This is a genomic window from Pseudomonas sp. MF08875 (genome assembly GCF_059862525.1).
Genome location: NZ_JCBCUW010000034.1, coordinates 12,604 through 37,292 on the forward strand (window position 1 = coordinate 12,604; position 24,689 = coordinate 37,292).

Annotated in this window: 17 protein-coding genes; 6 read left to right on the forward strand and 11 right to left on the reverse strand. The window is 63.2% G+C overall.

Annotation, left to right across the window (positions count from 1 at the left end):
- Positions 1-17 precede the first annotated feature (17 nt).
- Positions 18-6,554, reverse strand: a complete 6,537-nt coding sequence (locus AC19YT_RS19045) for an NEL-type E3 ubiquitin ligase domain-containing protein (RefSeq protein WP_500610825.1) — start codon at positions 6,552-6,554, stop codon at positions 18-20.
- 208 nt (positions 6,555-6,762) lie between these two features.
- On the opposite strand from AC19YT_RS19045, the gene AC19YT_RS19050 reads away from it, so the two are divergent.
- Together AC19YT_RS19050 and AC19YT_RS19055 are read left to right on the forward strand one after the other, a co-directional pair.
- Positions 6,763-7,137, forward strand: coding sequence for a GtrA family protein (locus tag AC19YT_RS19050; protein ID WP_500610826.1), 375 nt, complete (start codon positions 6,763-6,765; stop codon positions 7,135-7,137).
- Positions 7,134-8,651 carry a glucosyltransferase domain-containing protein gene (locus AC19YT_RS19055; protein WP_500610827.1) on the forward strand — a complete coding sequence of 506 codons (1,518 nt, stop codon included), beginning with the start codon at positions 7,134-7,136 and terminating at the stop codon, positions 8,649-8,651. Before AC19YT_RS19050 ends, AC19YT_RS19055 begins: the two co-directional genes overlap by 4 nt.
- A gap of 8 nt (positions 8,652-8,659) precedes the next feature.
- Here the strand turns inward: AC19YT_RS19055 and AC19YT_RS19060 are convergent, their stop codons facing one another.
- The 3 genes from AC19YT_RS19060 to AC19YT_RS19070 form a co-directional block, all read right to left on the reverse strand.
- Complete coding sequence (locus AC19YT_RS19060; RefSeq protein WP_500610828.1) at positions 8,660-8,956, reverse strand: cupin domain-containing protein; 297 nt, start codon at positions 8,954-8,956, stop codon at positions 8,660-8,662.
- A gap of 63 nt (positions 8,957-9,019) precedes the next feature.
- Entirely contained in the window at positions 9,020-10,639 is a 1,620-nt protein-coding gene (locus AC19YT_RS19065) for an FMN-binding glutamate synthase family protein (protein WP_095107991.1), read from the reverse strand.
- A 194-nt stretch (positions 10,640-10,833) separates the two neighbouring features.
- Positions 10,834-12,666, reverse strand: coding sequence for a putative bifunctional diguanylate cyclase/phosphodiesterase (locus tag AC19YT_RS19070; protein ID WP_095107992.1), 1,833 nt, complete (start codon positions 12,664-12,666; stop codon positions 10,834-10,836).
- 225 nt (positions 12,667-12,891) lie between these two features.
- On the opposite strand from AC19YT_RS19070, the gene AC19YT_RS19075 reads away from it, so the two are divergent.
- Both AC19YT_RS19075 and AC19YT_RS19080 read left to right on the forward strand, forming a co-directional pair.
- Positions 12,892-13,305 carry an NUDIX hydrolase gene (locus AC19YT_RS19075; RefSeq protein ID WP_095107993.1) on the forward strand — a complete coding sequence of 138 codons (414 nt, stop codon included), beginning with the start codon at positions 12,892-12,894 and terminating at the stop codon, positions 13,303-13,305.
- 24 nt (positions 13,306-13,329) lie between these two features.
- The gene (locus tag AC19YT_RS19080) at positions 13,330-13,965 is read left to right on the forward strand and encodes a LysE family translocator (protein ID WP_500610829.1); all 636 of its coding nucleotides are present in this window, start codon (positions 13,330-13,332) and stop codon (positions 13,963-13,965) included.
- Positions 13,966-14,120: 155 nt separating this feature from the next.
- Here AC19YT_RS19080 and metR read toward each other — a convergent pair whose 3' ends face one another.
- Entirely contained in the window at positions 14,121-15,038 is a 918-nt protein-coding gene (metR, locus tag AC19YT_RS19085) for a transcriptional regulator MetR (RefSeq protein ID WP_095107995.1), read from the reverse strand.
- Positions 15,039-15,146: 108 nt separating this feature from the next.
- Here metR and metE point away from each other — a divergent pair, with 108 nt between their 5' ends.
- A complete protein-coding gene (gene metE / locus AC19YT_RS19090) occupies positions 15,147-17,459 on the forward strand; it encodes a 5-methyltetrahydropteroyltriglutamate--homocysteine S-methyltransferase (RefSeq protein WP_500610830.1) in 2,313 nt (770 codons plus the stop codon).
- Positions 17,460-17,653: 194 nt separating this feature from the next.
- The gene (locus tag AC19YT_RS19095) at positions 17,654-18,670 is read left to right on the forward strand and encodes an alpha/beta fold hydrolase (protein ID WP_500610831.1); all 1,017 of its coding nucleotides are present in this window, start codon (positions 17,654-17,656) and stop codon (positions 18,668-18,670) included.
- Between the two features lie 69 nt (positions 18,671-18,739).
- On the opposite strand, the gene AC19YT_RS19100 is transcribed toward AC19YT_RS19095, so the two are convergent.
- From AC19YT_RS19100 to AC19YT_RS19125, 6 genes are all read right to left on the reverse strand, one after another.
- Positions 18,740-19,069 carry a GlpM family protein gene (locus AC19YT_RS19100; protein ID WP_176465074.1) on the reverse strand — a complete coding sequence of 110 codons (330 nt, stop codon included), beginning with the start codon at positions 19,067-19,069 and terminating at the stop codon, positions 18,740-18,742.
- A gap of 20 nt (positions 19,070-19,089) precedes the next feature.
- Complete coding sequence (aauR, locus tag AC19YT_RS19105; protein ID WP_500596792.1) at positions 19,090-20,436, reverse strand: two-component response regulator AauR; 1,347 nt, start codon at positions 20,434-20,436, stop codon at positions 19,090-19,092.
- Positions 20,433-22,334 carry a two-component sensor histidine kinase AauS gene (aauS, locus tag AC19YT_RS19110; protein ID WP_095107999.1) on the reverse strand — a complete coding sequence of 634 codons (1,902 nt, stop codon included), beginning with the start codon at positions 22,332-22,334 and terminating at the stop codon, positions 20,433-20,435. Before aauS ends, aauR begins: the two co-directional genes overlap by 4 nt.
- A gap of 150 nt (positions 22,335-22,484) precedes the next feature.
- Complete coding sequence (locus AC19YT_RS19115) at positions 22,485-23,219, reverse strand: amino acid ABC transporter ATP-binding protein (protein WP_095108000.1); 735 nt, start codon at positions 23,217-23,219, stop codon at positions 22,485-22,487.
- Positions 23,216-23,887 (reverse strand): amino acid ABC transporter permease, encoded by a 672-nt coding sequence (locus AC19YT_RS19120; RefSeq protein ID WP_095108001.1) that lies wholly within the window; start codon positions 23,885-23,887, stop codon positions 23,216-23,218. Before AC19YT_RS19120 ends, AC19YT_RS19115 begins: the two co-directional genes overlap by 4 nt.
- Positions 23,887-24,633: an amino acid ABC transporter permease gene (locus AC19YT_RS19125; protein ID WP_095108002.1), complete on the reverse strand. Its 747-nt coding sequence runs from the start codon at positions 24,631-24,633 to the stop codon at positions 23,887-23,889. Before AC19YT_RS19125 ends, AC19YT_RS19120 begins: the two co-directional genes overlap by 1 nt.
- Between the last annotated feature and the right edge of the window lie 56 nt (positions 24,634-24,689).

Sequence of the window (24,689 nt, forward strand, 5' to 3'; positions counted from 1 at the left end):
TGCGCGTGGGGTGGTAGTCAGTTGGCCTGGCTACCTGACCCTCCCTCCACACGTTGTTGCCTCAGCAGCGCGGCTTCGGTGTAAAGCCGGACCTGGCGTTCCTTCTCCATATTTTCCTCATCGATCAGTGATTGGCGCCGTTCCAGGTAGCCTTCCGAACGTTTGTCCGTGACTTCCTTGTCCAGGATCTGGGTCCTTTGCCGGTAGGTGGCGGCGATGTGGGAGAACGGCTCGTTGGCACTGAGGAACAGGTACTCGCGCCACAGTTCGCTGAGCAGGATCGACTCGTCCGCGGCCGGGGTGTTTTGCAGGGTGCGCAGGCGTGCGCGCGCCTGCGCCAGCTCGACGTCGGTGATGTCGGTGCCGTAGAGCATCATGTCCCTGGGGTGGGGCGGTAGGTTGAACTCCGCTGCCAGCTCTGTGCGCAGGTAAAGAATGATTTCGGCGGCATCTACCGTGTCGGGGTCGACGCCGGTCATCAGGCGTCGGTCGATGTAGGTGCGGGCGATGCTGTCGACCTGGTCGAGATAAAACAGCGAGCGGCACAGCTCCAGCACTTGCTTGTCGGCCTCAGCGCTGGCGGACTGGTTCTTGGCAGCGAATTTACGTGCTTCGATTTCCATATTGATGAAGGTCAGAATCGCCCCATCGCCGCAGGTGCCCCCGGCATACACCGAATTGAACACGTTGTTGCGCAGTTCGGTGGACTCGCCCATGGCGGTGAGCAGGGCCCAGACCCGTGCGGTGATGGCTTGGCGGGTGGCGTCGCCGCCGATGAAGGGGGCGCTGGCGGTCAGGTCGCGCAGGACGCGGAAGGTATCCGCGGCCAGGGGCTGGCCTTCGACCTCCACCTGCAACAGCTGCCATAGCTCGGACCGTTGCGTGTGTTCCCCGGGGGGCACTTTTTCCAGCCACAGCGACAACGCGTCGATGGCTTCAGGCGAGTGGGCGACAGGCGCCAAGTCGTTGTTCAGGGGCGCGTGAGTACGCTCGATGTATTGGCCAAGGCGCACCAGGGTCTGTTCGCTGAAAGGGTTGCCGTGCATCAGGGTGTTGACGCTCAGGGGGGTGGCTTGGTTCAGCACGGCGTCGGGTACTTCGGTGAGCTGGTTGTCTTGCAGGTACTGGGTCAACAGGCTCGCGTGTAGCCAGCTGCCCTCGGGCCAGGTGCGGATGCCGGTCGAACGCAGATCAAGGGTTTGCAAGTGGGTCATGGCGCTCACGTCAGGCGTCATGCCCAGGGGGTTGTAGCCCAACACCAGGGTGCGCAACGCGGTCATGGTGCTCAGGCGTTGCACGGCGTTCTCATCGAGGCGGATCTGGTTGTGGTTCAGGTACAGGTCGGTGAGCCCGGTCATTTGTGTGATGCTAGTGGGCAGTTCGGTGAGGGCGCACTCCAGGGTCAGGGAGTGCAGGCTGGTGAATTTGCTTAAAAAATCGCCCAGATTGGCGAGCGGGCGACCTCCGGTGATGTGCAGGTGCTGGATGTGCTCGAAGCCGCGCGTGCCCTCGATGAAGGTCGACGGCGGTAGGTCGTTGTAGCGGCATTCAAGCCTGAGCATCGGTGTGTCGAACTCGCCGGCGTAGTACAGCTCTTCGCTTTCTCGGCGCCAGGCCCGCTGCAGTTGCTCCAGGACTTGGCGCCTACCGTGCTGGACCCTGTCGTAGCGGTCCGCGCGCTCCAGGTTATTGGCCGCAGGGCTATCGATCCACTGGTTGGTAATCACGTTCATCTGGTGGTACTCGGTACTGCGGCGTTCCAGCTCCAGCAACAGCGCCGGGGGCTCCAGGCCTTGGGCCTCGACAAAGGCGCGGGCCTGCTGCGAGGTGTAGCGGGGGAAGAGGCGCTGCACTTCACGCACCGGGTCGGGCGCGCGCTGGCCCCGGCGCGGCCACAGGCGTTCCCAGAACGGGTAAACAGTGAAGGTGCTCTCGATCGGCATGGCCGGGCGCATCCAGGGTTGCAGGTGGGGTAGGTCCAGCAGGGACTTGATCTCCACGCGTCGGTTCAGGGCCAGGTCGATGATTTTCTGGCGCAGGGCCTCTTCGGCCTGTTGCGCGGGCAGGCCCAGAGCCGTGCGGTCGCTGGCCGACAGGGTGGCCAGGATCGAAGCCAGCAGGTTGTTGCCGGTAGCGGGCGCCGGAGTCAGGGCCGCGCCCAGAGCATCCACGACCTGGTAGCCCTCGGGGCGGCGCACCAGCACCCTGGCCGTGGGCGCGGCCGGGTTGCCGGCGGTATGCAGTACTTCGCCATCCAGGCTGGCACGGCGCACTTGCAGGCGCAGGCTTGTGGGCCAGTTGGGCAATGCGTTGAGCAGATGCAGGGTGATTTTCTCGCTGTCGGCATTGCTCAACGCTTCGCGGAACAGGCCTTCGTAGGCGCGGTTAAGGCGCACGTCATGGCCGCAGCGGTGGATTTGCTCGCTCAAACGCAGGCCCACTTGGTTGCTGTCTTGCAATTGCTTGAGTTCCCTGCCCGTGGCGTGGGCCAGCACGGCTTTGACCAGGGTGTTGGGCAGTTGGGGGTGCCGGACCTTGATTTTCAACTCAAGCTCGGTGGCGTTTTTTTCGCTGCGTTCGTACAGGGTGTCGATGAGTTGGCTTTTTTCCCTGAGGGCGGCGGCCGCTACTTTACCGGCCACTTTGAGCATGCGTTCTTCAATGGACGCGGGCAGCTCACCGAGCAGGGCCTGGGTCATTTCTCTGCTGCTGATGGTCGCCCTGAGCAGCGCTGGGGTGCTGAGTTGGTGTTCGGGCACGGTGAGTTTGTGCGTGCGTGCGGGGTCGGCGTTGGGGTACTGCTGTAGCACCGCGCCATCCTGGTCGACCAGTTGCAGGACGTGGGTAGCGGGCCAGTTTGGCAGGTTGGGCAGCAACAGCAGCACCATCTGCGGGTTGGCGTTGGTGAGGGAGAACGGGTTGTGCATGGCGTCGATGAAGTTCGCCGTTTCCTGCTCCAGGCGAAAGCGCTTGCTGGTGTCGGCCAATAACGGTGGCGCCGGGACTTGGGTGGCGTGTACCTGGCGCAACAGGCGCGCCGGGGTCTGGGTGACGGCCAGGATGTCGCTGGCGGTCTGGTCGGTAAAGCTGTTGTGTTGCGCGCTCAGGCGATGGAACAACTGGGTGTCGCTCCAGGTCATCGGGTCTTCACTGGAGAGCCGCCAGGCGCCCTCGTTGTTGTGTTCCAAAGTCGGCGTCTCGATGCCCGCCTGGGAGGGGTGCTTGAGGCGCCATTTGCGCTGTACCGCATCGAAGGTGATCTCGTAGAGCGAACCCAGCAGTGGCAGGTACTGGTGACCCTGATGCTCGAAAATTCCCCGCGAGGTGGGCCGCAGGTCGCTGGGCAAAATTACCCCTCGCTCGTACTGCGCCAGCGAGCGGCCGAGTAAGTTGATGAAGCCGCGCGCACCGCGTTGCTTGCTCATCAGGTCGCCCAGCACATTGCGCAGGGTCTGGCTGTCGTTCGCACCGCTCATGCCTAGCTCGGCGAGTTCGCGCGGGTGCAGGGCCGAGCCGAGGGCCAGGTAGAAACTGTCGGGGCCGGCGGCCGTGGGCAGCGTGCGCCCCAGGACGCTGTCATAGGCTTCATAGTGGCCTGCGCCAAAGTGGCAAAGCTCAATGACCGTTGTGTCCTTCGCCGTGGGTTGGAAGGCGCTGCGGTCCGGCACCTGGGTCAGCAGCAATGGACGTTTGAACTGGCGCAGGATCAGTGCCGAAGCGAATTCGTAGGCCCATTGGTGCTGGCTGGCGTTGTATTGGCGCGGGTGGTAGAGCGCATCAATGGCGCTGTCGATTTGCAGAACGGTGCGATGGTGGTCGATCAGTTCCTTGAACGAGGAAGGCAGTGTCCCACCCCTGAGGAACTCCTCTTGCTGGCGCGGATTTAACGGCGCCTGGCGCAGCAGCACTTCCAGGTTAGCGACGGTCAACGGTGGGTTGAGGGCGCGCAGCTTGCTCAGCAGCGGTGTCACCTCGACCAGGGGGCGTGGCGCCTGGAGGGGCAGGAAGCGGCGCGCACCCTCGGCCTCGGGTAAATGTTTTTTCTCCTGGCCGGCGAAGAGGGTCAGGGCCTCGAACAACAGGTTCTGCTCCGATTCGGCCAGGGCTGCGATCTGCTGGCGGATGTCGACGATGCGCGCGCTGAGTGGGCGCGCCAGCAGGCCCGCCATGCCCAGAGCCGAGTCGGCCGGTTGCTGGTGCACAATCAGTTCAAAGAGCTGTTCGCGGGTGGCGGTTTTTTCGCTGGGGTCGTGGCGGGCGACGTAGGTCTCATCGTCGCGGCGGCGCAATTCGATGCGCTGGTGGGCGTCGGCTTCGCCATAGGCTTCGATCAACGTGCCCTGGGGGTCATAGATATCGATCCGCGTATTGCCGGGCCAGTCCGGTAGCCGGGTGAGCAGCGCCAGCACGGTACTGTCGCTGTAGGCGGGCATGTGCCCGCGCTGGGGCAGGTCGCTGATGATGCGCTGGATCAACCGATCTGCCTGTACGCGGCGCACCCCTTCGGTCAGGTTCAGCGGCGCTTCCTCGCCCTGCCACACCGCGTCGAGGGTCGCCCGGGGCGTGGCGGTGCTCTTGAGGGTCTGGGCCAGTTCGCCGAGGGGGATGGCCTGGTCGCCATCGGGCAGCAGGCGTTGCAGCAGGGCGACGTCGTCCAGGGCGTGGGTGTCATGGGGGTTGAGCTTCCAGCGCTGGGTGGAGGGGTCGAACGTGACCGTCGGCTGATAAGACGAGCCGTCTCGCGGCACCAGGGTGTAGCGTTTATTTGGCTCGTCATAGCTGATCTGCGCCACGAGCGCGCGCTCACCGTTGTGCAATTTGGCGAACGTCTTGCCGTGCAGCAGGTAGATGCCCTGGGCATTGGTCTGTTGGCCATCGAGCAAACCCTGGGCGGGGATCGCATAGGGTGTCAGGTCTGGTTTCCACAGCATGGCCTCGCCATTGGGCAGGCTGACGGCCTGTGGGTTGCCCAGGCGCATGAGGTGCTGGTTGATGCGCAACTGCTGGGCGCGCCCGGCCACAGACATCAAACGGGCACTGATGGCCATGTCTATCAAGTCGCTCAGGGTGCTGGCCAGGGTGTCGGGCTCGCCCTTGGCCAGCTCGCTGACCCCGACCAGGGTGCTGTAGCTCAGGCTGCCCATGACGATGTATTGCAGGGCGCGCTGCACCCCGGTGAGGCCGCCAGGGACGGGAGTCAGCAGCACTCCCATGACTTCACTGGCGATGGCGGCGACCGCGTCCTTGACGGCCTGCCAGTCCACCTCCGAGCGCACGCTGGCCATGCTGCTCAGGTTGGTGTGGTAGCGCTGGAGGCTGTGGTTGGTCAGGGTGTCGAGCAGGGTACGCGGGCGTTCGGGGGTGGTATCGGTCTTAAAGCGCAGATGCTCCAGGTTGCGCTTTTCCACCAGCAGGTGAAACCCGTCATACAGCAACTCGGCCAGCCAGTTCATGCCTTCCGGGCGCGCTGAGGGGGCCAGCAGTTTGTTGAAACGGGCCAGGTCGCGCAAGGCCAGTTGCCGCGACAGCCAACCCAGGTTGCGCTTGTCGTGCCCGTCGCGCAGTTGGTTCATGAAGTCGGCAGCCGCTTGTGCGGCGTTTTCGTGGTGTTGCCAAGGGCCGCTGGGCCGCGCAGGGAAGTAGGACAGCACGCCGGCATTGTCGTCGAGCGTGAGGATCGCCAGGGGGATGGGCATGCTCTCGGTGCCGGCGAACGGGAACTCGAACAGGTCGGTGCCCAGGCTGATGGTGTCGATACCGTGGTGGGGGGTGGGGTTGTCGACCATCCTTTGCGCCACTTCGTAAAGCGGCTGGCTGATACCGGTGTGGGCTCGGTTGCGGTACGACTCCAGCAAGTCGAATTGCAAGCAGGCCTGGGTGGCGGTACGCAACAGCGCGCGCATGCGACCGCCCTGGCCCATGGCAGCGCCTAGGGTTCTTTTGAGTTGCAGGCCCAGGTCCAGGTCGCGGGCAATATCGATGAAAGCCTCGACCGAGACCGGGTCGGTGTCGGCCTCCGGCCCGCTGATATAGCTGGCCTCCACCAGGCTGTAGCCTGAGTCCTGCAAGATGTTGCGAGTAACGCCGAAGTTCAGGCACGCCGCTTCCCAGAGGGTCATCGAGCGGGTGTGGCGCTTGTAGCTGGTTTCGTCCAGCGCCCGTGAGGGGCGGTCGCTCGGCAACGCGCTGCGCGGCACACGCAACGCCTGTGTCGGGCGGGGTGGGTTCCAGGGCATGCCGTGGTCGATTTTCTCCAGGTAGTCGGTGTGGATAAAAAACGCCTCGGGATCCTTGTCACCCAGGCGCGCCCGCAGTTGCGCCAGGCCTGTGCGCTTGAACTGTTGGATCAGCGCCTGGTTTTCCTGATCCACCATCTGGAGCGCGTCCGTCGCTTCGCGCTGTAGGCGTATGTATCGGGTGCGCTGGTCGGGCGTCAGGCTGGCCATCGACGCATCGACGGCCTTCTGGATGAAGGCAAGGGTTTGCTGCTGGGCCCAGGTACTGTTGTTGTGCAGATTGCCCGAAAGGCCATTAAGGGGTTCAACGGTTGGCATGTGCCATCTCCCTGTTTGATTGAACGGTCGATGACAACAAAAACAGCCCAGGGCCAGGTGTTAACTATGTAAGGGCAGCACGTCCCGCAGCGCTTGGCGCCGTCGGTCGGAAAACACCGCCACCCTGTAAGTTCTGACAGTAGACGGCGCAGAGTTCTTGCCTCTAGGTTGGGCTTGTCGCCCGCAGGCACCCATGACCGGAGCCGCGATGAAAAGCACATGGAAAGGATTCGTCGCCTACGCCTTTATCGGCGTGGCCAATACCCTGATTCACTGGCAGATCTTCTACGTCCTGCATTCAGGCATTGGCCTGAGCCAACGGGTGAGTAACTTCACGGCCTTTTGTTTTGCCGCGTCGTTCTCGTTTTATGTGAACGCGCTTTATACGTTTGAAAGCCAGACTTCGGTGGGACGGTACTTATTGTTTGTCAGTTTTATGGGGCTGTTGAGCCTAATAGTAGGTGCGGCGGGAGATTACTTCGAACTGCATGGGTTGCTGACGCTGCTGATCTTCAGTGGCGTGAGTTTGGTATGTGGTTTTTTGTTTTCCCGTTTGGTGGTGTTTCGCGAGGGTGATCGATGAATAGATACTTTTACCTTGAGCGGGAACTGAGCGGGCGGGAGGTGCTGATATTTTTTACAGTCGCGTGTTATGCCTTTATTTATCCGTTGTTACTCGCGGATTATTTTTATATCGATGACAGTTGGCGAGCTCAGCTGGCTGGGTTGGCCTGGAAAGAACAGGGCCGTATCCTCACCCAATGGCTTTATCAGGGCCTGTCGTTTACAGAGGGGGCGCCGAATATATTTCCCTTGCCTTTATTGGCTTCTACCTTGGTCATGGCGTTTGCCCTTCGGCGTTTGGTCTTTCATTATTTTCCAGCCGTCACGCTTGCCCACTGTTTTATCGTTATACCGCTTTGGTACAGCCCGTTCTTTTTGCAAAACCTGTCTTATCAATATGACGGCCCCGCGATGGCGCTGGGCGTGGCGGCGGTTATCTATGCGATGGTGATTTCGGGGCGAACGTTGCTAGGGCGAATCATTTTTCCCAGTGGGCTGTTGGCAGTGGCACTAAGTTTTTACCAGATGAATATCAATGTGTTTGTAGGGTTATGTTGTGTGGAGTTGATTCGCTGTATCAACGAACACCTGCGCATGAGCCGGGTGTGGTTGTTGATGGGCCGCAGGTTGGCCCAACTGGGGGCAGGGGTACTTATTTACTACCTGACCGCGCATCAACTGACGAACGCGGACAGAACTGCGCTACTGGCGCTGGATTCAAACTGGTTTGTGCGCATGGGCGAAAACCTGTCGCTGACCGCCTACAGGGTCGGCATGCTTTATAACGCCGGGAACGCCTGGTTATGTTGGGCGCTATTGTTATTGGTGGCGGTGGGGGGCGGGTTAATGGGCGTGCGAATTGTGCGCTCGGCCAATTCAGGTGCTCATAAATTATTGTTAATGGCGGCCAGTGGTGTGGCGGTGGTGGTGTTGCTTGTTTCCGTTTCAGGCCTGGCAATGGTGTTTGAAGAGTTTAATGACGGAGCCAGGCTAATGTTGGGGTTGGGTGCGCTGCTTGTGGGTATTTTTTACCTGGCTTGGCAGGCCTTGGTTCGCATCTATGCGCCGCTGGGCTTTTTGTTAGTAGTGCCGGTCGTCGCGATGTTGTCGTTTTCATACGCCTATGGTCGGGTCTTGAATGTGCAGAAAATTTTCACCGACAGTGTCTCTCAGGGGCTGGCTGAAAGACTTTTATCCGATACCAAGTTACAACAGGTTCAGATGTTCTATATGGTCAATATCTCCACCCGGGGCTGGCTGGCCGGTGCACAGGGCTCGACCCAAGTGATACCGGCCTTGAAGTATGTATTGAATGTGAACTTTATCGTTTTGCCGGAAATGATGCCGCGTTTGGGGGCAACTAATGTGTTAACGATCAGTGAAAAGACCTTTCGCGAGAAAGTGCCGGAGCATTCGCTAAAACCAGTGGTGAGTCACAGGTTCTACGACATCTACGTGGTGGGCGCCGAAGGTTACATCTATATGAAGCCCATCTTGCACAGCGAGCACTACAACATGAAGTTGGGGCAGTAAGTCGTGCCCTAAACATCCACAATCACCAACGTCCCATGGCTGCCCGCCAGCACACTATGGGCCTGCCCCGCCGGCACCAGGTACAGGTTGCCCGGGCCGACTTCCACCACCGCGCCGCCAATGTCCAGGCGCAGGCAGCCGCTGATGACCAGCAAGCCTTCGTTGTAGTCATGGGTTTCCTGTGGGTAGGCCTGTGCGTCCATGCGCAGCACCTTGATGCGCGCAGGGCCGACCTGGCCCAGTACGGTGGAGGCCCAGGGGCCCGGTAGGTGCCGGGCCAGTGCGTCGAAATCCAGTAAAGGCATGATGTACTCCTTGTGCAACGTGCCTTCGGTGGTCCGGTTGGGCGGGGTTTTTTTAGGGGAGGGTCAGGCTAGCGCTTCTTCGTGGGGCTCGAAACTGTCCGCCCGGGCCATTTGCCACATACGCGAGTAGAACTCGCCGTTGACCTCGCCGGTGAGCAATTCGCCCGGTTTGAGGAACACGTGCAACTGCGAGAACAGTTTGATTTCGGTGGCCGACATGCGCCGCACCAGGTGCTTGGCCGACAGTTGCGCGGGGTGGTCCAGGCCGGCGGCGGCGAGCATCTCGGCCAGGGCCTTGAGGGTGTTGCGGTGGAAGTTGAACACGCGCTGGGCCTTGTCCGGCACCACCAGGGCGCGCTGGCGCAGGCTGTCTTGGGTGGCCACGCCCGTGGGGCACTTGTTGGTGTGGCAGCTTTGCGACTGGATGCAGCCGATGGCGAACATAAAACCGCGCGCCGAGTTGGCCCAGTCGGCGCCGATGGCCAGCACGCTGGCGATGTCGAAGGCACTGACGATCTTGCCGCTGGCGCCGAGCTTGATCTTGTCGCGCAGGTTCAGGCCCACCAGGGTGTTGTGCACGAACAGCAGGCCTTCGCGCAGCGGCACGCCGATGTGGTCGGTGAACTCCACTGGCGCGGCGCCGGTGCCGCCCTCCTTGCCGTCGATCACGATGAAGTCTGGCAGGATCCCGGTTTCCAGCATGGCCTTGGCGATGCCCATGAACTCCCACGGGTGGCCCAGGCAGAACTTGAAGCCCACCGGCTTGCCGCCCGACAGTTCGCGCAACTGGGCGACGAAGTGCATCAGCTCGATGGGGGTGGAAAACGCGCTGTGGCGCGAGGGCGAGATGCAGTCCTCGCCCATGGGCACGCCGCGGGTTTCGGCAATTTCCCGGGTGACTTTGTGTTTGGGCAGGATGCCGCCGTGGCCGGGTTTGGCGCCCTGGCTCATCTTGATTTCGATCATGCGCACTTGCGGTGTCTGCGCCTGGGCGGCGAAGCGCTCGGGGTCGAAACGGCCATCGCTGGTGCGGCAGCCGAAGTAGCCGCTGCCCAGTTCCCAGGTCAGGTCGCCGCCATGTTCGCGATGATAGGCGCTGATGCTGCCTTCGCCGGTGTCGTGGGCGAAATTGCCGAGCTTGGCGCCCTGGTTGAGGGCGCGGATGGCGTTGGCGCTCAGGGAGCCGAAACTCATGGCCGAGATGTTGAACACCGACGCCGAGTACGGCTGGGTGCACTGCGGGCCGCCGACGATCACGCGAAACCCGGCCGGGTCGCTCAACGGTGCCGGGCGCATGGAGTGGCCGATGAACTCGAAGCCTGACTGGTAGACGTCGATCAGGGTGCCGAACGGCTTGTCGGCGCTTTCATTCTTGGCCCGCGAATACACCAGGGAGCGCTGCGCGCGGGAGAAGGGCAGGGCATCGCTGTCGGATTCGAGCAAGTACTGGCGGATCTCCGGGCGAATGCCTTCGACCAGATAGCGGATGTTGCCCAGAATCGGGTAATTGCGCCGCACCGCGTGGGGGCTTTGCAGCAAGTCGAACAACCCCAACAGGCTCAACAGCCCGGTGACCAGGGCGAAGGGCCACAGCCAGTCGTGATGCAAAAAGGGCAGGCTGGCGAGTGTAAACAGCACGCACGCAGCAAAGAAGGCGTAGCGGCTCAGGAGGGACAGGCTCATACGGTTTCCTTGGGTTCGGACGCTTCGGTCGATCAACGTCGACTTGTGTTGGCCTGCCACGCAGGCCACGGCAACGCCACAGCTTACCTGTGTAGGCGCGGGCTTGCCCGCGATGGCGGCATTGCTGCCCTTAAACAGCTAATGGCATGGCAGGCGCTATCGCGGGCAGGGCCCGCTCCCACAGGGGGCGCGCATCAAGCCTCGGGCATTTGCAGGCCGTGTTTGAGCAGCAGGGCGAAGGTCTGCGGGTCGACCGCTTTGCTGAACAGGTAGCCTTGCACCTCTTCGCACTGCTGGGCTTTGAGGAAGGCCAGTTGGGCCAGGGTTTCCACGCCCTCGGCGATGATGTTCAGGTTCAGGCTGCGGCCCAGGCTGATGATGGCGCCGACCAGCGCGGCGTCGTTGCTGTCGGTGCTCAGGTCGCGCACGAAGGATTGGTCGATTTTCAGCACGTCGATGGGAAACCGGCGCAAGTAGCTCAGGCTCGAATAGCCGGTGCCGAAGTCGTCGATGGCCAGGCGTACACCCAGGTCCTTGATGGCGCGCAGGGTGGCGACGGTGGTGTCGACGTTCTGCATCAGCACGCCTTCGGTGATTTCCAGCTCCAGCAGGGTCGGGTCCAGGCCCGTTTCAGCGAGGATCTGCTCGATGCTGGCAACGAAACCGCGTTGGCGGAAGTCGATGGCCGAAACGTTCACCGACAGGCTGATGGGCGCCAACCCCTGGGCCTGCCAGGCGCAGGCCTGGCGGCAGGCCTCGCAGAGCACCCATTTACTCAGGGGTACGATCAAGCCGCTGTCTTCGGCGACGCTGATGAAGTCCGAGGGGTAGACCCAGCCGTGGTCGGGTTTGAACCAGCGGATCAACGCCTCGGCGCCGACAATCCGCCCCGATTGCAGGTTCAGCTTGGGCTGGTAATGCAGCACGAATTCGCCCCGGGCCAGGGCCAGGCGAATACCGCTTTCGATGCCTTGCTGCTCGCGGGCCTGCTGGTTCATGGCTTCGATGAAAAAGCCGAAATCGTTGGGCGTGGACTCCTTGACGTTGCGCATGGCGGTTTCGGCTTTCTTTATCAGCGCCAGGGCGTCGAAGCCGTCATCGGGATAAATGCTGATGCCCAGGCTCGCGGTCACGCTCAGGTCGTGGGCGGCGATGTGCTGCGGCGCACTGACGGCGGCCAGGAGTTTTTGCGCGATGCGCTTGGTCTGCTGGGGATGGTGGATGTCGGCGAGGATCACCACGAATTCGTCAGAGCCGTAGCGGAACACCGAGTCGGAGGCCCGCACCGTGGCCACCAGTTGCTTGCCCACGCGCTTGAGCATTTCGTCGCCGATGGGGTGGCCCAAGGCGTTGTTGATGCGTTTGAAACGGTCCAGGCCAAGGAACATCACCGCCAGTTGTTTATCGTGGCGCCGCGACAGGGCCAGGGATTGGGTCAGGCGATCGCCCAGCAGCGTACTGTTGGGCAACTCGGTGAGCACGTCGTATTGCAGTAGGTGGGAGACCTTGAGCAGCTCATGCACCCGCTCCTCGATGGTGCGCTCCAGGCTGAGCATTTTGCTCGCCGCGTCCTGGGCCATTTGCCATTTCCACGTCAGGGCGTTGGCCATCTGGCGGATTTCCAGGCTATCGAAAGGCTTTTTCAGCACCAGCAACTGGTCGCCGAACTCCAGGCGCTGGGCCATGGCTTCCCAGGTGTAGTCCGAATAGGCCGTGCACAGGGCGATTTGCAGGTGCGGGTCAACCTGCCACAGCCGTTCGATGGTCTCCAGGCCATCCCAACCCGGCGGCATCTGCATGTCGGTGAACACCATGGCATAAGGCCGGCCCTCGGCCACGGCGCGGGTCACCAGTTCCAGGGCTTCTTCGCCCTGGTAGGCCGAATCGAGCTCGAAATAGGGGCGCGGCCCCAGCGTGCCTGGGGCGGGGGCGGGCGGGGCGAGGATGTCGCGATAGTCCTGATGTATCGAAGGCGTGTCATCGATTATCAGGATGCGCCGGTTGGTCAGCGCGGGGGCTGTTTTCATCGGGAGGGCCTAAGTACTGCAAACCTGATGCGCCTCGGACTCATAGGGCCTCCCCTCCTGATAACTGCAATGGGCCGGGCATGGCGTTTATGCGCGGGGCAGCAAGAGCATAGCCGGGGTCGTGGGCCTTCGCTGGCAGGTGCGTTCAATTTGCCACTGGGTAGCTGCAAATCCTGCGAGGCCGTGGGATATTTGCGGCTTTGCCGCCCAAGCCCAAGAGTCGCCATGCCTGCCATCATCCGTATCGCCGCCGCCCTGTTGCTAGGGCCCAATGGTCACACCCTGCTGGTGCGCAAGCGCGGCACCCAGGCCTTTATGCAGCCGGGGGGCAAGATCGACCCTGGCGAGCAGCCGTTGCAGGCCCTGGCCCGCGAGCTGTTGGAGGAACTGGGCCTGCGGATCGACCCGGCCCAGGCCCGGTATTTGGGCGTATTCTCGGCCCCGGCGGCCAATGAGCCGGGCTTTGAGGTGCAGGCCGAACTGTTCCAACTGCACATCGACGCCCCGGTGCAGCCGGCGGCGGAGATTGAAGAAGTGCAGTGGATCGACCCACTCACCGAGGGCAACCTGACGCTCGCCCCCCTGACCCGCGACCTGATCCTGCCGTTTTACCGCGACACCTTGCTCACCACTGCCTGACCTTTTTCGTACAAGGACTGCTCCATGATTCCTATTCCCGACCTGCTTGTATTCGCCGCCGCCGCGCTGTTGATGGTGCTGACGCCGGGGCCCAACATGATTTATCTGATTTCCCGTTCGATCTGCCAGGGCCGCAAGGCCGGCATCACCTCGCTGGTGGGCGTGGTGGCCGGGTTTTTCGTGCACCTGTTCGCGGCGGCGGCGGGTTTGACCGCAGTGTTCATGGCGGTGCCGATGGCCTATGAAGTGCTCAAGTGGGCGGGCGCGTTGTACTTGCTGTGGCTGGCCTGGCAGGCCCTGAAACCGGGGGCGCGCTCGCCCTTCGAGGCCCAGCAATTGCCGGCCGATTCATCGAGGAAGTTGATCCTGATGGGCTTTCTCACCAGCGCCCTGAACCCCAAGATCGCCATGTTCTACCTGTCGATCTTCCCGCAGTTCATCAACCCCGAGCACGGTTCGGTGTTCACCCAGAGCCTGATCCTGGGCATGACCCAAATCAGCGTGAGCTTCTTCGTCAACTTGCTGATCGCGGTGTTCGCCGCCGGGATCAGCGCGTGGTTCGTGCACAACCCGCTGTGGCTGGCGGTGCAGCGCTACGTCATGGGTTTTGTGCTGGCAGCCTTGGCGGTGCGTTTGATGCTGGAACAGCGGCGGGCTTGACCCCCGTCTATTACCCCGCTTTCTGTGGAAGCGGGCTTTGCCCGCGATGGCGGCATGCCAGCCCCTAGAGGTACAGAGGCTGAGCGGGCCTCATCGCGGGCAGAGCCCGCTCCCACAAAAAGCCTGCTCCCACATGAGCTCGCGGGGCCGGTGGCTCAACGTACCGCGCTCACCCCATCGAGGGTGGAGAACGAGGTGTCTTTGGCGGTGAGCAAAAAATCGCGCATGTACGGCGCGTCGAGCATGTCGGCGCGGATGCCGGCGTAGAGCGTGGCGAACAGGCCTTTTTCCCCCAGGCGCTTGGCCTTCACGTAGCCGCGCGAGCTGTATTCATGCAGCGCCCAGTGGGGCATGCCGCACACGCCCCGCCCGCTGGCCACCAGTTGCATCATCATCACCGTCAGTTCAGAGGTGCGCACCTGCGCCGGTTCGATGTCGGCCGGCTCCAGGAAACGGGTGAAGATGTCCAGGCGATCGCGTTCCACCGGGTAGGTAATCAGGGTTTCGCGCAGAAGGTCTTCGGGCACGATGTAGGCCTTGTTCGCCAGCGCATGCTGGTTGGCCACCGCGAGCATGGCTTCGTAGGTGAACAGCGGCACATAGGTGATGCCCGCCAGCTCTACCGGGTCGGAGGTCACCACCAGGTCGAGGTCGCCACGGGCCAGGGCCGGCAGCGGGGCGAAGGAGAAACCCGAGGCCAGGTCCAGTTCCACTTCCGGCCAGGCGTCGCGGAACTGGTCGATGGTGGGCATCAGCCACTGGAAGCAACTGTGGCACTCGATGGCCATGTGCAGGCGCCCGGCGGTGCCCCCGGCCAGGCGTGCGATGTCGCGCTCGGCGCCGCGCAGCAGCGGCAGGGTGGCATCGGCCAGTTGCAACAGGCGCAACCCGGCGCTGGTGAAACGCACCGGTTTGGTCTTGCGCACGAACAGCGCCATGCCCAGGCGCTCTTCCAGTTCCTTGAACTGGTGGGACAACGCCGATTGGGTCAAATGCAGGCGTTCGGCGGCTTCCACCAGGCTGTCGGCTTCGCGCAGGGCATGCAGGGTTTTCAAGTGACGGATTTCGAGCACCGCAGTCTCCATGAGTAAAACTTGTGTTCAACACGAATACATTGAGTTTGTCTCATGTTGGGTTGGGTGTCGACAATGGCGCCATCTTTTATAGGGAGCGACATCGTCATGGCACTAGCCCACAACCTCGGTTTTCCACGTATCGGCGCCGACCGCGAATTGAAAAAGGCTCTGGAGGCCTACTGGAAGGGCGACCTGACCCAGGCCGCATTGCAAGCCGTGGGCCGTGACCTGCGGGCCAAGCACTGGCAACTGCAAAAAGACGCCGGCATCGACCTGCTGCCGGTGGGCGACTTTGCCTGGTACGACCAGGTGCTGGGCCATTCCCTGGCTTTGGGGGTGATCCCCGAGCGTTTCGCCAGTGCCCTGAATGAACGCGGCCTACCGACCCTGGACACCCTGTTCGCCATGGCCCGTGGTGCCACCGCCACCTGCTGCGGCGGTGAGCACGGCCAGGCCCAGTACGCCCAGGAGCTGACCAAGTGGTTCGACACCAACTACCACTACCTGGTCCCGGAGTTCAGCGCCGAGCAGACCTTCCAACTGAGCTGGGAACAGCTGTTTGACGAAGTGGCCGAAGCCCACGCCCTGGGCCACAAGGTCAAACCGGTGATTATCGGCCCGCTGACCTACCTGTGGCTGGGCAAGGCCAAGGGCAACGAGTTCGACAAGTTGGAACTGCTGGAGCGTCTGCTGCCGGTCTATAACGAAATCCTCGGCCGCCTCGCCGCCCAAGGCGTGGAATGGGTGCAGATCGACGAACCCATCCTCACCCTGGACCTGCCCCAGGCCTGGAAAAGCGCCTTCGAGCGCGCCTACCACATCCTTCAGTACTCGCCCCTGAAAAAACTCGTGGCCACCTACTTCAGCGGCCTGCAAGACAACCTCGGGCTGGCCGTAGGCCTGCCGGTGGACGGCTTGCACATCGACACCGTGCGCGCCCCGGAACAACTGACCGCCGTACTCGACCGCTTGCCCACCTACAAGGTGCTGTCGGTGGGCCTGGTCAACGGGCGCAACGTGTGGCGCTGCGAGTTGGAAGCGGCACTGGCACAACTTCAATTCGCCCAGGAGCGCTTTGGCGACAACCTCTGGGTCGCTGGGTCCTGCTCGCTGCTGCACAGCCCGGTGGACGTGGAGCGCGAAGACAAGCTCGACCCGGAACTCAAGAGCTGGCTGGCCTTCGCCGTGCAAAAGTGCGGGGAAATCTCGGTGCTGCGCGACGCCCTCAACGACCCGCAGGCGCCTAAGGTGCAAGCCGCCCTGGCTGACAGCCGCGCCGTGGCCGCCAGCCGTGCGCAGTCGCCGCGCATCCATAAGGCCCAGGTGCAGGCGCGGATCGCTGCGATCAAGCCTGCCGATAGCCAGCGCCACGCGCCGTTCGCCCAGCGCATCGCCTTGCAGCGCGCCCGTTTGCAATTGCCGGTGTTCCCGACCACCACCATTGGCTCTTTCCCACAGACCGCAGGGATTCGCCTGGCGCGCCAGGCCTATAAGCAAGGCAAGTTGTCGGCCAACGACTACACCGACGCCATGCACAGCGAAATCCGCCACGCCGTGCAAGTGCAGGAACGCCTGGGCCTGGACGTGCTGGTGCACGGCGAGGCCGAGCGCAACGACATGGTCGAATACTTCGCCGAGCAACTGGACGGCTACCTGTTCACTCGCTTCGGCTGGGTGCAGAGCTACGGTTCGCGCTGCGTCAAACCGGCGGTGATCTACGGCGACCTGAGCCGGCCCAAAGCCATGACCGTGGACTGGATCACCTACGCCCAGAGCCTCACCGACAAGGTGATGAAGGGCATGCTCACTGGCCCCGTGACCATGCTGATGTGGTCGTTCCCCCGCGAAGACGTGTCGCGCCAGGTGCAGGCGCAGCAACTGGCCCTGGCCCTGCGCGACGAAGTGACGGACCTGGAGAAGGCCGGGATCAAGATCGTGCAGATCGACGAAGCCGCGTTCCGCGAAGGCTTGCCGCTGCGCCGGGCGCAATGGCAGGAGTACCTGGACTGGGCGGTGCAAGCGTTCCGCCTCAGCGCCTCGGGGGTGGCCGATGAAACCCAGATCCACACCCACATGTGCTACAGCGAGTTCAACGACGTGATCGAAGCCATCGCCGCCATGGACGCCGACGTGATTACCATCGAAACCTCCCGTTCGGACATGGAGCTGCTGGAGGCCTTCGAGCAGTTCGAGTACCCCAACGACATCGGCCCGGGCGTCTACGATATCCACTCGCCACGGGTGCCAGACACCGCCGAGATGGTCAAATTGATGGCCAAGGCAGTCAAACGCATCCCCGCCGAGCGCCTGTGGGTGAACCCCGACTGCGGCCTGAAAACCCGCGCCTGGCCCGAAACCGAAGCGGCTCTGGTGAACATGGTGGCGGCGGCGCGGCAGTTGCGTAACCAGTTGGCTTAAGGGGTTCATTGTTGCGACGGGCGTCATCGCCAGCGGGCTCGCTCCCACCGAAGGCTTGTGGGAGCGAGCCTGCTCGCGGTGGCGTACGACCACTGAAGCAATCTTCATCAAACTGTCACGCAACTGTGGCAGCGCGCTGGCAAAAACATCATCAGACTCGCGTTCTACTGGGGTTCTGCGTTTCGGTGTTTTTCATGCGTGTATTGTTTTTGCTGGCCGCACTGTTGTTCGGCCTGCCTTCTTTTGCGGCCTCGCGTTGCGATGTCGCGGTGGCGACCCAACGGGTCGATCTGCCCCAGGTCAGCCTGGCCTACCAAAGTATCGGACGTGACTCGGACCCGGCCCTGCTGCTGGTGATGGGCCTGGGCGGGCAGTTGATCCACTGGCCCGACGAGGTGGTAGTTGCACTGTGCCGCCAGGGCTTTCGGGTGATCCGCTATGACAACCGTGATGTCGGCCTGAGCACTTGGCGCCAGGCGCCGGCCAGCGCCAACCTGACCTTCGAGGCCTTGCGCTACAAACTCGGCCTGCCGGTGGCGGCGCCTTATTCGCTGAGCGAGATGGCAGCCGATGGCCTGGGGCTGATGGACGCGTTGCAGGTGCGCCAGTTTCACGTGCTGGGGGTGAGCATGGGCGGCATGGTGGCCCAACACATGGCCGCACTGGCGCCGCAACGGGTCGAGAGCCTGACGCTCATCATGTCCAGCTCCGGCGCCGAAGGCCTGCCGGCGCCCACGGCGGCGCTGGTGCAATTGCTGTCGCGGCGCAGTGCGCCGAACCGCGCGGTGGCGTTGGAGCAACAGGCCGACTTGCTCGCCGCCCTGGGCAGCCCGCAAGTGGCGGACGAGCGCGCCGAGTTGCTGCAACAAGCGGCGCAATCCTACGACCGGGCGTTCAACCCCCAGGGCGTGGAGCGCCAGATCATGGCCATCCTCGCCGAACCGAGCCGGGTGGCGCTGCTCAACCAACTGCGGGTGCCGACCCTGGTGGTCCACGGCACCGCCGACCCGTTGCTGCCGGTGATGCACGGCGTACACCTGGCCGCGCACATACGCGGCAGCCAGTTGGCGCTGATCCCGGGGTTGGCCCACCGTTTCCAGGAGGCCTTCAAGGCGCCGCTACTGGCGGCGGTGCTGCCCTACCTGAAACGCCATCGCCAGGACACCGGCCACTGGGCCGGCCTCGAAACCCCACCGTCGCTGTTGTTGTAGCAACCGGGCTGGCCCGGGTTTAGGGCTGCGGCGCACCCCAGCGCGGGCGAGCCCGCTGGCTACGGGGGGTCAGGCGTGCAGGCGCACCCAGACGCTGACCAGCACGGTGGCGGCCATCAGCCAGGCAACGGCGGCGACGGCCAGGGAGGCTTCCAGGCGCAGGCGATCGACCATCAGGTACAAGGTCGCCAGGTAGATGAAGTACGGGATGATCGACCACATGCCGAACACGATGGTGGTCTTTAGGTCGTCCAGGGAGCGGCCCTTGCCGACGATATAGTGGGCGATCAGGGCGAAGGTGGGAAACAGCGGCACCAGGCCGGCGATGTAGTAGTTCTTGGTCTTGGCCAGGGCGGCGAGGATCACCACCACCGCCGCGCCCAGGGCTGCCTTGAGCAATAAATCCACAGGGTTCTCGCTTAGTGGTTGAGGCCGTACTTCTTGACCTTGTCAAAGAGCGTGGTCTTGGCCATGCCCAGTTCCAGGCTGGCCTGGGTGAGGTTGCCGCCGCTGCGTTGCAGGGCGTCGTTGAGCAAGGTGCGCTCGAACGCTTCCACCGCTTCGGAAAACCCCATGCCCTGGCTGTCGCTGGGGGTGCCGGATTTTTTGAAAGCCGGCAGGCCCAGGGCGAAGCGTTCGGCGACGTTGCGCAATTCGCGCACGTTGCCCGGCCAATCGTGGCTCATCAGGCTCGACAGGGTCTGGTTGTCCAGCTCCGGCGCGGTGCGGTCAAAGCGCAGGGACGACTGCTGCAAGAAGTGCTCGAACAGTTGCAGGATGTCTTCGCGCCGCTCGCGCAGGGGCGGCAGTTCCAGGGTCACCACGTTGAGGCGGTAGTACAGGTCGCTGCGAAACTGCCCGGCGCGGCCCAGTTCATCGAGGTCCGACTTGGTGGCGGCGATCACCCGGCAATCGACCGCTACGCTCAGGTTCGAGCCCAGGCGTTCCAGGGTGCGTTCCTGCAACACCCGCAGCAGCTTGATTTGCAGGGGCAGGGGCATGCTTTCCACTTCATCGAGGAACAGCGTGCCGCCGTGGGCGTGTTCGATTTTGCCGATGCGCCGCTTGCCCGCGCCGGTGAAGGCGTTGGCCTCGTGGCCGAAGATTTCGCTCTCGAACAGGTTTTCCGGCAGGCCCCCGCAGTTGAGGGCGACGAACTGCTGGGATTGGCGGCGGCTGAAGTCGTGCAGGCAGCGCGCCACCAGCTCTTTGCCGGTGCCGGTTTCGCCTTCGATCAGCACGTTGGCCGAGGTATCGGCGACGTTGGCGATCAGTTCGCGCAAGTGCTGCATGGCCGGCGAGCGGCCGATGATCCGCCCTTCCAGGGAGTCGCGTTCGGCCAGTTGCCGGCGCAGCGCCCAGACCTCGCGGGCCAGGCTGCGCTGCTCGAGGGCGCGGCGGGCAACGTCCACCAGACGTTCGGGGGAGAAGGGTTTCTCCATGAAGTCGTAGGCGCCTTTTTGCATCGCGCCCACGGCCATGGAGATATCCCCGTGGCCGGTAATCAGCACCACCGGCAGGCTCTTGTCGCGGGCCTTGAGGCGGGTCAGCAGTTCCAGGCCATCGATGCCCGGCAGGCGGATGTCGCTGATGACGATGCCGGCGAAGTTGTCGCCGATGCGCGCCAGGGCTTCTTCGGCGCTGCCCACGCCTTCGCAGGGGATGTCTTCCAGGCTCAGGGCTTGCTGGCAGCCGAGCAGGACATGGGGGTCGTCTTCGACGATCAGCACGATGAGGTCGTTGTTCACAGCGTTCACTTGGTTCATGACGGCTCGTTCTGAGTGGGGCCGATCGCAGGCAGGCTGAGCACGAATGCCGTACCGCCGCTGGCCGGGTGTTCGACCCCCAGCTGCCCGCCGGTGGCTGCGGCCAGGCTGGCCGAGAGCGTCAGGCCCAGGCCCAGGCCTTGTTCGCCGGGTTTGGTGGTGAAAAAGGGTTCGAACAAATGCTTGCGGGCCTCGGCGTCGATGCCGTGGCCGTTGTCGCGTACCCGCAAGCGGTACTTGCCGGGGCTGGCCTCGCCTTCGAGCCACAGCTGTGGCAGCGGCTGGGCCTGCATGGCGTCGAGGGCGTTGCCGATCAGGTTGACCAGGATCTGCTCCAGGCGCGTCTGGTCGATGCGCACTTGCACGTCGTCGAAGTGGCGGTGCACCTGCAGCGGCAGGGTTTCGATACGGGTGCCGAGCAGTTGCAGGGCGGCGTCCACGGCTTTGCCCAGGCTCGCCTGGCCCTGGTCGTCGCCGCGCCGGGCGAAGGCGCGCAGGCTGGCGGTGATGCGGCCCATGCGGTCGATCAATTCGTTGATGGTCTTGAGGTTGGCGCTGGCGGTGTCCAGGGCGCCGCGTTCAAGGAAGCGCACGGTGTTGCCCGACAGGGTGCGCAATGCCGCCAGGGGTTGGTTGAGCTCGTGGGCGATGCTGGTGGACATCTGGCCGATGGCCGCCAGTTTGCCAGCCTGGACCAGTTCGTCCTGGGCGCGGCGCAGGGTTTCTTCGGCCAGGCGCCGTTCGCGGATCTGCGCCTTGAGCCGTTCGTTGCTGGCGCGCAGGTTGTCGGTGCGCTCGGCGATGCGCCGTTCCAACTGGTTGTTGGCTTCCTGCAAGGCCTCGCGGGCGGCCAGGCGCGTGGCGATGACCTTGCGTCGCTCGTTCCAGGCAATCAGGAAAAACGCCACCAGGGCGAAGGCCACGGCCACCAGGATGCCCTGGTTGACGGCTTGGCGTTGCAGGTCCTGCAGGGGCGTGAGCAGGGTGAAGTTCCACGGGGTGTCGCTCAGGGGCCGGGTCTGGGACAGGTAGCTGACTTGCGTGTCCTCGGCCTCCAGCTCCGTGTTGGCGGGGAAGGTGAGCTTCTCCACGCCTTCGGCCAGGCGTTCGCGGGCCAAGGGTTGCAGCTCGTTGAGCGGAAACCAGTAGTACTGCAGGCTGCGGGCCAGGCGTTCTTTGGTGTCTTCGCTCAGTGGGCGCACGGCCTTGAGCCGCCGCGCCGGGTCGCTGGAGAGGATGATGATGCCATTCTCGTCACTGACGAAGGCCTCCAGGCGCGCCCGCTGCCAGCGTTCTTCCATGGTTTCCAGGCGCACCTTGACCACGGCCACGCCGATGATCTTGCCTTGTTCTTCCAGGCCATGGGCCAGGTAGTAGCCGGGCTCGCCGCTGGTGCTGCCGATGCCGTAGAAACGCCCGGGCTGGCCGCGCACGGCGTTCTGGAAGTAGGCGCGAAAAGACAGGTCTTCACCCAGGTAACTGTCGAAGTCGCGCCAGTTGCTGGTGGCCATCACCCTGCCCGTGGTGTCCATGATGTAGATCGCGCGGCTGCGGCTGCGCCGGTTCAGGCCTTCGAGGTAGGTGTTGACGGTCTCGCGGTGTTCGGGGCTGGGGTCGGCCAGCAGGGTGGAGACGCTGGATTCGAGCTCCAGCAGGCTGGGCAGGTAGGTGTATTTGCTGATTTCACTCTCCACCGCGCGGGCGTTGAGCTCCAGTTGCCGCTCACCGCTCTCGGCGAGGGCGCGTACGGCAAAGTGCTCGCTGACCCGATAGCCCGCAAAACCCAGGCCGATCATCAGCAGGATGACCAGGGGCGGCAGGAACAGGTGGCGAATCAGGCGGGGTTTCACGGCAAGTGATGGCGGTGCGGCGCGATAAAGGGTGGGGTCGCATTTCATCACAGATGCCTTGTGGCAACCACCTGCTTGCTGGAGCACCCGGTGGGAGCGAGCCGGCTCGCGATGACGGACGCACAGCCAACCTGTTCCTTGCCATGGTCATCGCGAGCGGGCTCGCTCCCACAGAAGGAGCGAGCAAGCATGGGCTGCTTAGTGCTGCAGGATTTTCTCAAGGAAGTGCTGGGCACGTTCGGAGCGGGCGCTGATATCGCCGAAGAACTCCTCTTTCGGGCAGTCTTCGATGATCTGGCCCTGGTCCATGAAGATCACGCGGTTGGCGACTTTGCGCGCGAAGCCCATTTCGTGGGTCACGCACATCATGGTCATGCCTTCCTGAGCCAGTTGCACCATCACGTCCAGCACTTCGTTGACCATTTCCGGGTCCAGGGCCGAGGTCGGTTCGTCGAACAGCATGACGATCGGGTCCATGGCCAGGGCGCGGGCAATCGCCACCCGTTGCTGCTGGCCGCCGGAGAGCTGGCCGGGGTGCTTGTGGGCGTGGGCCGAGAGGCCGACACGCTCAAGCAGTTGCAGGCCCTTCTTGGTGGCTTCTTCCTTGCTGCGGCCCAGTACCTTGATCTGCGCAATAGTCAGGTTTTCGGTGATGGTCAGGTGCGGGAACAGCTCGAAGTGCTGGAACACCATGCCCACCCGCGAACGCAGTTTGGGCAGGTTGGTCTTGGGGTCGGCGATGGAAGTGCCGTCCACGGTGATGTCGCCTTTCTGGAAGGGTTCCAGGGCGTTCACGCACTTGATGAGGGTGGACTTGCCCGAGCCCGACGGGCCGCAGACCACCACCACTTCACCCTTCTTGACCTCGGTGCTGCAATCGGTCAGCACCTGGAAGTCCCCATACCACTTGTTGATGTTCTTGATTGAGATCATACGGCGAACCTTTTTTGCAGACGCTTGACCAGCAGCGAGGCGGCAAAGCTGATGATGAAATACACGACACCGGCAAAGATCAGGAACTCATTGGAGCGCCCGATGATATCGCCGTTGGCCCGCGAAGCATTGAGGAAGTCCACCAGGCCCACGGTGTAGACCAGCGAGGTGTCCTGGAACAGGATGATGCTCTGTTGCAGCAGCAGCGGGGTCATCTTGCGAAACGCCTGGGGCAGGATAATCAGGCGCATGGTTTGGCCGTAGCTCATGCCCAGTGCCTGGGCGGCGCCCATCTGGCCCTTGGGGATGGACTGCACGCCGGCCCGCACGATTTCGCAGAAGTACGCGGCCTCAAACATCATGAACGCCACGATGCAGGAGGTGAACGCGCCGATCGGCGTGTCTTCGCCGGTGATCCAGCGCAGCACGAACGGCACCGCCAGGTAGAACCAGGTGATGACCAGCAGCAGCGGGATCGAGCGGAAGTAGTTCACATAGGCGCCGGCCAGGCGCGACAGCAGCTTGCTGGACGACAGGCGCATCAGCGCCAGGATCGTGCCGAGGATGATCCCGCCGACGACGCCCAGGGCCATCAGTTGCAGGGTCATTACCATGCCGTTCCACAGGCCGGGCAGGGCGGGGATGATGCCGCTGAAATCGAAGTCCATTATTTACCCCCCACGGAGATCAGGCCGGGCACCGCGACTTTCTTCTCGACCAGGCGCATCAACAGCATGAGGCTCATGTTCAGGGTGAAGTAGATCAGGGTCGCCAGGGTGAAGGCTTCAAACAGGTTGGCGGAGAACTCGGCGGTCTGTTTGGTTTGCGCCAGCAACTCCATCAGGCCGATCAGCGAGGCCACGGAGGAGTTCTTGAAGACGTTGAGGAATTCCGAGGTGAGCGGCGGAATGATGATCCGGTAGGCCTGGGGCAGCAGCACGTTCCAGTAGATCTGCGGCAGCTTGAAGCCCATGGCGCGGGCGGCCGCTTCCTGGCCTCGGGGCAACGCCTGGATACCGGTGCGCACTTGCTCGCACACCCGGGCGGCGGTGAACAGGCCCAGGCACACGACCACGCTCAGGTAGGCCGAAGTGGTCGGGTTGAGGTCTTGCTTGTACCAGTCCTGCAAGTCTTGCGGCAGCAGGTCGGGCACCAGGAAGTACCAGATAAACAGCTGCACCAGCAGCGGCACGTTACGAAACAGTTCCACGTAGCAGGTGGCGATACCCGACACCAGCCGGTTCGGCACGGTGCGCATGACGCCCAGGATAGAGCCCAATGTCAGGGCAACGATCCAGGCCACGATGGCGATGGCGATGGTCCAGCCCAGCCCGGAGATGAACCAGTCGAGATACGTCTCGCTGCCCACGCCGGTGGACTTGAAGAACACGCCCCAATCCCAGTTGTAATTCATCAGGGTCTCCCCTCAGTTCGATCGATGTACAAGCACCCGCTTGGGGAAAATCCTTT